We start from the raw sequence: 8579 nt of genomic DNA, 5'->3' as shown, positions 1-8579 counted from the left end.
CCGCTGTATGAATCCCGCCTGAAGGGAAAGCTGCACGTAATCAGCAAGCGATATACGCAGCGAATTGAGCGGCATAACCTGAATCTGAGGCAGCACCTGGCACGGCTGGGACGGAAGTCGCTGTCGTTCTCAAAATCGGTGGAGCTGCATGACAAAGTCATCGGGCATTATCTGAACATAAAACACTATCAATAAGTTGGAGTCATTACCATTTAATCAATATATTAGCACTGATTACAATTATACCTTTTTATTATTCTGTGTCATGATGCTTCCGTTATTAGCCTTTTATCGTCTTGTTTATATTTTTTGGGCCGGCATGATGCCGGCTTTTTTTATGCCTTCATTAATGTGCGCCTGATCACACCAGCCGTTTGGCGCAACAATCATTGATACCCCCTATGTTTCCGCTCAACTCATAACATATTGATATACATTTATAATTTCATGAATATTTATATTTAGAATTCATAATTCTGAATTATATTAAATAGATTAGAAACATTTTGAAATCTTTTAAATATATTTGTTACACGTAATCCTTAAAATAAAATGAACTTCATAGAATAGTATCCAAATGTGCTTTTTTTTGGATAACGGCACTTATTGATATATTCATGAAGATTATAATCACAAGGGAATACATAATGAAAAGAAAAGTTCTGGCAATGCTGGTCCCGGCGTTATTAGTTGCTGGCGCAGCAAATGCGGCTGAAATTTACAATAAAGATGGCAATAAAGTTGATTTCTACGGCAAGATGGTTGGCGAACGCATCTGGTCAAATACTGATGATAATAACAGCGAAAACGAAGATACCTCCTATGCTCGTTTCGGTGTTAAAGGTGAAACCCAAATCACCAGCGAACTGACTGGTTTTGGTCAGTTTGAATACAACCTCGACGCCAGCAAGCCCGAAGGCTCTAATCAGGAAAAAACCCGTTTAACCTTCGCAGGTTTGAAATATAACGAGTTAGGATCTTTCGACTATGGTCGTAACTACGGTGTTGCTTATGATGCCGCAGCTTATACCGATATGTTAGTTGAATGGGGTGGTGATTCCTGGGCTTCCGCTGACAACTTCATGAACGGTCGTACCAACGGTGTTGCAACCTACCGTAACTCTGATTTCTTTGGTCTGGTTGATGGTCTGAATTTTGCTGTGCAATATCAAGGTAAGAACAGCAATCGTGGCGTTACTAAACAAAACGGTGATGGCTATGCGTTGTCTGTAGACTACAACATCGAAGGTTTTGGTTTTGTAGGTGCATATAGCAAATCTGATCGTACTAATGAACAAGCTGGTGACGGCTACGGTGATAACGCTGAAGTGTGGTCATTAGCAGCCAAGTATGATGCAAATAATATCTATGCAGCAATGATGTACGGTGAAACCCGCAACATGACCGTTTTGGCTAATGATCATTTTGCAAATAAAACCCAAAACTTTGAAGCTGTTGTACAGTATCAGTTCGACTTCGGTTTACGTCCGTCTTTAGGCTACGTATATTCCAAAGGCAAAGATCTTTATGCTCGTGATGGACATAAAGGTGTTGATGCTGACCGCGTAAATTATATCGAAGTTGGTACCTGGTACTACTTCAATAAGAACATGAACGTCTACACAGCATACAAATTTAACCTGCTGGATAAAGACGATGCAGCGATTACCGATGCCGCAACTGATGACCAGTTTGCAGTTGGTATCGTCTACCAGTTCTAATCAGCCAACGCGCCGCGGCGTGTTACTGTAAAACATAACACTAGCCTGAGTTCGTCCCTCATCGAACTCAGGCTTTTTTATTGGCATTTCATCTCCATCTGCGGCACACGCAATTGCCAAAGCATATCGATACAGCACCTTACCCTGCCCCTCCTGCCACAATAACATCTACCAGCGACTCTTCCAGCCAACACCCCAAATGCACATTCTGATGAATTACCCCGTAACAAACACGCTTCCCAAATAGAAATCTTTGCAAAAATAGTGCATGAAATAAGCTTTTTCTCTACCAATCCGCGATATAAATATTCATCAGCACCACAATATTCCACATCACTAAATCTCTCCCCACCGCCCCGCATCTCTGATAATGGTCTAAAATCATTGAGGCCACTTGCGACGACGTTGCTCAATAAGGAAAATTTGGCGTGAATAATATTCAACACCAGTGCAGCATCATCATTACATACTTACACCCGCCGACTACCGCTTTCGATATATTTACTCAATTTTCCAGCCTGGTTAAAAATAGCGACCAGCTCAGTCGCAAATATAGTGACTACCCTAACTAAGCAACAATAAGGAATACACTATGACTGTTCAAACAAGTAAAAATCCGCAGGTCGATATTGCTGAAGATAATGCGTTCTTCCCTTCAGAATATTCGCTTAGCCAATATACCAGTCCCGTCTCTGATCTTGATGGCGTGGACTATCCAAAACCGTATCGCGGTAAGCATAAAATTCTGGTGATCGCCGCGGACGAACGTTATTTGCCAACCGATAACGGAAAACTGTTCTCGACCGGTAACCATCCGATTGAAACGTTGCTGCCGTTGTATCATCTCCATGCTGCAGGTTTCGAATTCGAAGTGGCGACCATTTCCGGTCTGATGACCAAGTTTGAATACTGGGCTATGCCGCACAAAGATGAAAAAGTAATGCCATTCTTTGAGCAGCATAAATCGTTGTTCCGCAATCCGAAGAAACTCGCGGATGTTGTCGCCAGCCTCAACGCTGATAGCGAATATGCAGCAATCTTTGTTCCTGGTGGTCATGGCGCACTTATTGGTTTACCTGAAAGCCAGGACGTAGCTGCCGCTTTACAGTGGGCAATCAAAAATGACCGTTTTGTTATCTCCCTTTGCCACGGCCCGGCGGCTTTTCTGGCGCTTCGCCACGGCGATAACCCACTGAATGGTTATTCCATTTGCGCATTCCCAGACGCCGCAGACAAACAAACGCCAGATATTGGCTATATGCCAGGTCATCTCACCTGGTACTTCGGCGAAGAGCTGAAGAAAATGGGCATGAACATCATTAATGACGACATCACCGGGCGAGTACATAAGGACCGTAAACTTCTCACCGGCGACAGTCCTTTCGCAGCGAATGCGTTGGGTAAACTGGCGGCGCAGGAAATGCTGGCAGCTTACGCGGGTTAATCCCTGTTACGTTTGAATGTAAGCGCATAATTAATCGCAGCCGCGTTAGTACTCACGACGTGGCTGCGTTTTTTCACGGTTAATTTATGGCGTACTGAAGCCCTATGTTAATTTCTTTGCGGTAACGTAATTCGGAACACATTATGCTTATTGAGATAGTGATATGAAGCACTTCCCCCATGCAATTCGGCAATCGCTTTGACTAAAGAAAGACCAAGTCCCTGACCTACGGAATGACGCGAATTATCTCCCCGCCAAAATCTACGGAAGAGTTTTTCAGGCTCATGTATTTTCGTTCCAGGACTGGCGATATCAATATTAAGATAGCCGTTGGTATCAAGAAAACTGGTTATATGAATACGCGATTTTTCTGGTGAATATCTAATGGCATTAACAATAAGATTCGATAACATTCGTTGCAGTAAAATTTTATCCGCAAAGATTTGCTGATTGCACTCGACCTTAAAGCAAATCTCTTTCTCGTCTAAAAGATATTCAAGATAATCCAACAAATTTTCGACTTCCTTATTGAGAGAAAGCGAGTCCAGTTTCACCAAAACATTGTTTTTATCTGCCCGGGCAAGAAACAGTATGTTCTCTGTTAACCGCGAAATATTTTCCAACTCTTCAATGTTACCGGCAATTGTTTTTTGATATTCAGCGATACTTCTGGTTTGACTGAGCGTAACCTGATTCTGACCCAGTAATGCATTAATGGGCGTTCTAAGTTCATGAGCGAGATCGTCAGCAAATTGACTTAGGCGTTCAAAATCTTTGACTAAGGCTTGATGCATTTTATTCAACGCCTGCCCAAGAGGTTTTAGTTCTCTCGGTAATGCGCTAACCTCAACAGGCTCTCGGCTATAGTTATAATTCAGCGCTTCCGTTACACCACTCAACTTTTTGATCTCTCGTAATCCCGTTCTGATTAACAGCGGACTTAATACTGAGCAAAGTACAATGGCGACAATGCAAATTATAATGCTATTAATTTTATACTGTTCAAGCATGTTATGTCTGGCTGAAGCCAATTTAGCCACAGTAACCGTTAATGATGGCGAAACTTCATCAATATTAATTCGTAAAGCATCAATCTCAGTATCATTAATAATGCTTCTGTAAATGCCAGCTGCGCTGATTGTCTCACTAGCAGGTATGTTATTTAACATGTCATCACTGACATTTGTCCGGTTAACAATTTTATTGATGCCATCACCATGAATGATCAAGATATCCTGACTAACATCCATCATCCGGTTAAAGTATACAGGTAACGTATCTGGATTTACCCCATCAATTAACAACTGCTTGATCTGTGCTGTCCGGTTAATGAGTGTTGTATCATCGCGCCATTTCAACTCACTTGCCAGGCCATTATAGAGAGTCCAGACAATTCCAGCGCCAGCAACAGACAGAAGCAATATAAAAAGCAAGGTTAAACGGACGGTTATAGACAATCTTTTCATTATTTTTTTACCGCTACGAATGAATAGCCCATCCCCCGGATTGTGGCGATTAGCTTTTCAGGAAAAGGATCATCAACTTTTGCGCGGAGCCTGCGAATGGCGACATCCACCGTATTGGTATCACTATCAAAGTTGATTCCCCAAATTTCACTCGCAATAACCGTTCTGGGTATAATTTCGCCAGCTCTGGAGGCCAGTAGCCAAAGTAACTGAAACTCCTTGCGCGTCAGTGTAATACTGATATTGTCCCTGCTCACACTTTGACTTACAGAGTCCATTCTTAAGCCACTGATTTCTAATGTTGAATTCAAAGCGTGATGTTGCCTTAATTGTGCCCGAACCCTTGCCAGCAACTCAGAAAATGAAAAAGGTTTTACCAGATAATCATTTGCTCCACTGTCCAGCCCTCTGACTCTGTCATCGACAGAATCCCTTGCAGTAAGGCAAATAACAGGGGTTTGCTTTGCTGTTCTTAACGTTTGTAAGATCTGCCAGCCATCCATACCCGGAAGCATAATATCCAGAATTATCAATGCATAATCATCCTTCAGCGCAAGATAAAGCCCATCTCTGCCATCAGAAACGGCATCAATGACATAACCCGCTTCGGAAAGCCCCTGCGTTACCCACTCCTGGGTCCTTTGATTATCTTCAATAAGTAAAATCTTCATGAAAATAATATGCCATAAATCATATGTTATAGAAACAGCCTGGTTCATTACAAAATTGTAATGCTGCTGTAAGGTTACCCTGGCCGCTTTTTCGCTATCCTCAAAACTCATTCACATGACAAGGATATAAACATGTTAAAGCGTTATTTAGTACTCTCGGTAGCAACGGCAGCATTTTCATTACCTTCTTTGGTTTATGCCGCACAACAAAACATTCTTAGCGTGCACATTTTGAACCAGCAAACCGGAAAACCCGCTGCTGACGTGACAGTCACTCTTGAAAAGAAGGCGGATAACGGCTGGTTACAACTTAATACCGCCAAAACAGATAAGGATGGACGAATTAAGGCACTGTGGCCCGAGCAAACTGCAACTACGGGCGATTACCGTGTCGTATTTAAAACCGGGGACTATTTCAAGAAACAAAATCTTGAAAGTTTCTTCCCTGAGATCCCCGTTGAATTTCATATTAATAAAGTGAACGAGCATTATCATGTGCCTTTATTACTTAGCCAATATGGGTATTCAACCTATCGTGGCAGTTAATGCATAAATATGTAAAAGCAGATCTCTGCTACTGTTAGGGAGGACACTCCCTGACAGATTAACAGTAAACGGCTCTTGCTGGCTAACGACAAAAAAGTGTGATGGCTTATGAAAAAGAATCAATTTTTAAAAGAATCAGATGTTACGGCCGAGTCGGTATTCTTTATGAAGCGTCGGCAGGTGTTAAAAGCACTGGGCATCAGTGCAGCTGCACTTTCTTTGCCTCACGCTGCGCATGCCGATCTGCTTAGCTGGTTTAAAGGGAACGATCGCCCGCCCGCCCCCGCCGGAAAACCGCTGGAGTTCAGCAAGCCTGCCGCCTGGCAAAATAACCTGCCACTGACGCCAGTAGATAAAGTCTCCGGTTATAACAACTTCTATGAATTCGGGCTGGATAAAGCCGATCCCGCCGCTAATGCTGGTAGCCTGAAAACCGATCCATGGACACTGAAAATCAGCGGCGAAGTGGCAAAACCATTGACCCTCGATCACGATGATTTAACCCGTCGCTTCCCGCTGGAAGAGCGTATTTATCGTATGCGCTGCGTGGAGGCATGGTCGATGGTGGTGCCGTGGATTGGTTTTCCGCTGCACAAATTGCTGGCGCTTGCCGAACCCACCAGCAATGCGAAGTATGTCGCTTTCGAAACAATTTATGCACCGGAACAAATGCCAGGCCAGCAGGACCGCTTTATCGGCGGCGGGCTGAAATATCCTTATGTCGAAGGATTGCGTCTCGACGAAGCAATGCATCCGCTCACACTGATGACCGTGGGTGTTTATGGCAAGGCGTTACCGCCACAAAATGGCGCGCCGGTACGACTGATTGTGCCGTGGAAATATGGCTTTAAAGGGATTAAATCGATAGTCAGTATTAAGCTGACCCGCGAGCGTCCGCCAACCACCTGGAATCTGGCAGCGCCTGACGAATACGGTTTTTACGCCAACGTTAATCCGCATGTTGATCACCCGCGCTGGTCACAGGCTACCGAACGATTTATTGGTTCAGGCGGCATCCTCGATGTTCAGCGCCAGCCAACGCTACTGTTTAATGGTTACGCCGACCAGGTGGCATCGCTGTATCGTGGCCTGGATTTGCGGGAGAATTTCTGAATGCGTCTGACAGCAAAACAGGTGACATGGCTGAAAGTTAGCCTGCATCTTGCCGGATTGTTGCCGTTTCTCTGGCTGGTCTGGGCGATCAATCACGGTGGACTGGGTGCCGATCCGGTGAAAGATATTCAGCATTTTACCGGTCGCACTGCACTGAAATTTTTGCTGGCGACCTTGTTAATCACACCTCTGGCACGCTACGCAAAACAGCCGTTATTGATACGCACTCGCCGCCTGTTAGGCTTATGGTGCTTTGCCTGGGCGACACTGCATTTAACCAGTTACGCATTGCTGGAGCTGGGCGTGAATAATCTGGCGTTATTAGGCAAGGAGTTAATTACCCGGCCTTATTTAACGTTAGGAATTATCAGCTGGGTTATTTTGCTTGCTTTAGCGTTTACTTCAACCCAGGCGATGCAGCGAAAACTCGGCAAGCACTGGCAACAGTTGCATAATTTCGTCTATCTTGTCGCGATCCTGGCCCCAATACATTATCTGTGGTCAGTGAAGATTATTTCACCGCAGCCGCTCATCTACGCTGGGCTGGCTGTACTGCTTTTAGCCTTACGGTATAAGAAGTTGCGTTCCCTTTTTAACCGGTTACGCAAGCAGGTTCACAACAAATTATCTGTATAACTTCATATTGCCGACAAAGTACGCGTTATCCCTGCCGGATGCGGCGCGAGCGCCCTATCCGGCCTACGCAGATCACATCAGATTATGTTTCGTTTGTCATCAACCTCAAATTATCAATATAATTCATTTTATTTCAATAAGATAGATAAGTACACCTGAGAAAACTATGCTCTCATCTCCTAAGAGTTGTTGCATTTTGCCATATGTTACAATATAACATTACACATCATATACAATGACTCTGGAGGAAAACTGTTTTGGCGATTCGTCTTCACAAACTGGCTGTTGCTTTAGGTGTCTTTATTGTTAGCGCTCCTGCCTTTTCGCATGGTCATCACTCACACGGCAAACCCTTAACAGAGGTCGAACAAAAAGCTGCTAATGGTGTTTTTGATGATGCCAATGTACAAAACCGAACGCTCAGTGACTGGGATGGAGTCTGGCAATCCGTTTATCCTTTACTGCAAAGTGGCAAACTTGACCCCGTCTTTCAGAAGAAAGCGGATGCAGATAAAACTAAAACATTTGCTGAAATTAAAGATTATTATCACAAAGGTTATGCAACAGATATCGAGATGATTGGCATTGAGGACGGCATTGTTGAATTCCATAGAAATAATGAAACAACATCCTGTAAATATGATTACGATGGATACAAAATACTCACCTATAAATCAGGCAAGAAAGGCGTTCGTTACTTATTCGAATGTAAAGATCCTGAAAGCAAAGCCCCTAAATATATACAATTTAGCGATCATATAATTGCACCACGAAAATCATCTCATTTTCACATTTTTATGGGTAATGATTCACAGCAATCTTTATTAAATGAAATGGAAAACTGGCCAACGTATTATCCATATCAGTTGAGTAGCGAAGAAGTGGTCGAGGAAATGATGTCTCATTGAGTATTCTCATGATAACGCCTCGATGCCGCTTTAGTAAGTCATCATAACTGCCACTGGTCCATCCACAAACGCCA

The 8579-nt window shown here is 43.6% G+C and carries 9 protein-coding genes; 7 read left to right on the top strand and 2 right to left on the bottom strand.

The window, feature by feature from the left end; translation table 11 throughout:
• The 3 genes from K0778_RS19750 to hchA all read left to right on the top strand — a co-directional run.
• On the top strand, nucleotides 1-195 hold a 195-nt coding region (locus K0778_RS19750; protein ID WP_000298061.1), incomplete at its 5' end, for an IS1 family transposase.
• A gap of 452 nt (nucleotides 196-647) precedes the next feature.
• The gene (locus K0778_RS19745; protein WP_000824361.1) at nucleotides 648-1721 is read left to right on the top strand and encodes a porin; all 1074 of its coding nucleotides are present in this window, start codon (nucleotides 648-650) and stop codon (nucleotides 1719-1721) included.
• 592 nt (nucleotides 1722-2313) lie between these two features.
• Nucleotides 2314-3165, top strand: coding sequence for a glyoxalase III HchA (gene hchA / locus K0778_RS19740; RefSeq protein WP_000218204.1), 852 nt, complete (start codon nucleotides 2314-2316; stop codon nucleotides 3163-3165).
• 107 nt (nucleotides 3166-3272) lie between these two features.
• Here hchA and hprS read toward each other — a convergent pair whose 3' ends face one another.
• Nucleotides 3273-4631, bottom strand: a complete 1359-nt coding sequence (gene hprS, locus K0778_RS19735) for a two-component system sensor histidine kinase HprS (protein WP_153449116.1) — start codon at nucleotides 4629-4631, stop codon at nucleotides 3273-3275.
• A complete protein-coding gene (hprR, locus tag K0778_RS19730; protein ID WP_001339045.1) occupies nucleotides 4631-5302 on the bottom strand; it encodes a response regulator transcription factor HprR in 672 nt (223 codons plus the stop codon). Before hprR ends, hprS begins: the two co-directional genes overlap by 1 nt.
• Before the next feature lie 132 nt (nucleotides 5303-5434).
• Between hprR and hiuH the strand changes: the two genes are divergently transcribed.
• The 4 genes from hiuH (at nucleotide 5435) to zinT (ending at nucleotide 8505) form a co-directional block, all read left to right on the top strand.
• Nucleotides 5435-5848, top strand: coding sequence for a hydroxyisourate hydrolase (gene hiuH / locus K0778_RS19725; protein WP_000920127.1), 414 nt, complete (start codon nucleotides 5435-5437; stop codon nucleotides 5846-5848).
• A 108-nt stretch (nucleotides 5849-5956) separates the two neighbouring features.
• On the top strand, nucleotides 5957-6961 hold the full coding sequence (gene msrP, locus K0778_RS19720) for a protein-methionine-sulfoxide reductase catalytic subunit MsrP (protein ID WP_000740100.1): 1005 nt from the start codon (nucleotides 5957-5959) through the stop codon (nucleotides 6959-6961).
• A complete protein-coding gene (msrQ, locus tag K0778_RS19715; RefSeq protein ID WP_001240105.1) occupies nucleotides 6962-7597 on the top strand; it encodes a protein-methionine-sulfoxide reductase heme-binding subunit MsrQ in 636 nt (211 codons plus the stop codon).
• Nucleotides 7598-7854: 257 nt separating this feature from the next.
• The gene (gene zinT / locus K0778_RS19710) at nucleotides 7855-8505 is read left to right on the top strand and encodes a metal-binding protein ZinT (protein ID WP_001007759.1); all 651 of its coding nucleotides are present in this window, start codon (nucleotides 7855-7857) and stop codon (nucleotides 8503-8505) included.
• The last annotated feature ends 74 nt before the right edge of the window (nucleotides 8506-8579 follow it).

The sequence above is a fragment of the Escherichia sp. XD33 genome (genome assembly GCF_019375075.1).
GTDB lineage: Bacteria > Pseudomonadota > Gammaproteobacteria > Enterobacterales > Enterobacteriaceae > Enterobacter > Enterobacter flexneri_A.
Note: the sequence above shows the minus strand (reverse complement) of the source record. Positions and strands in the feature narration are given on the sequence as shown.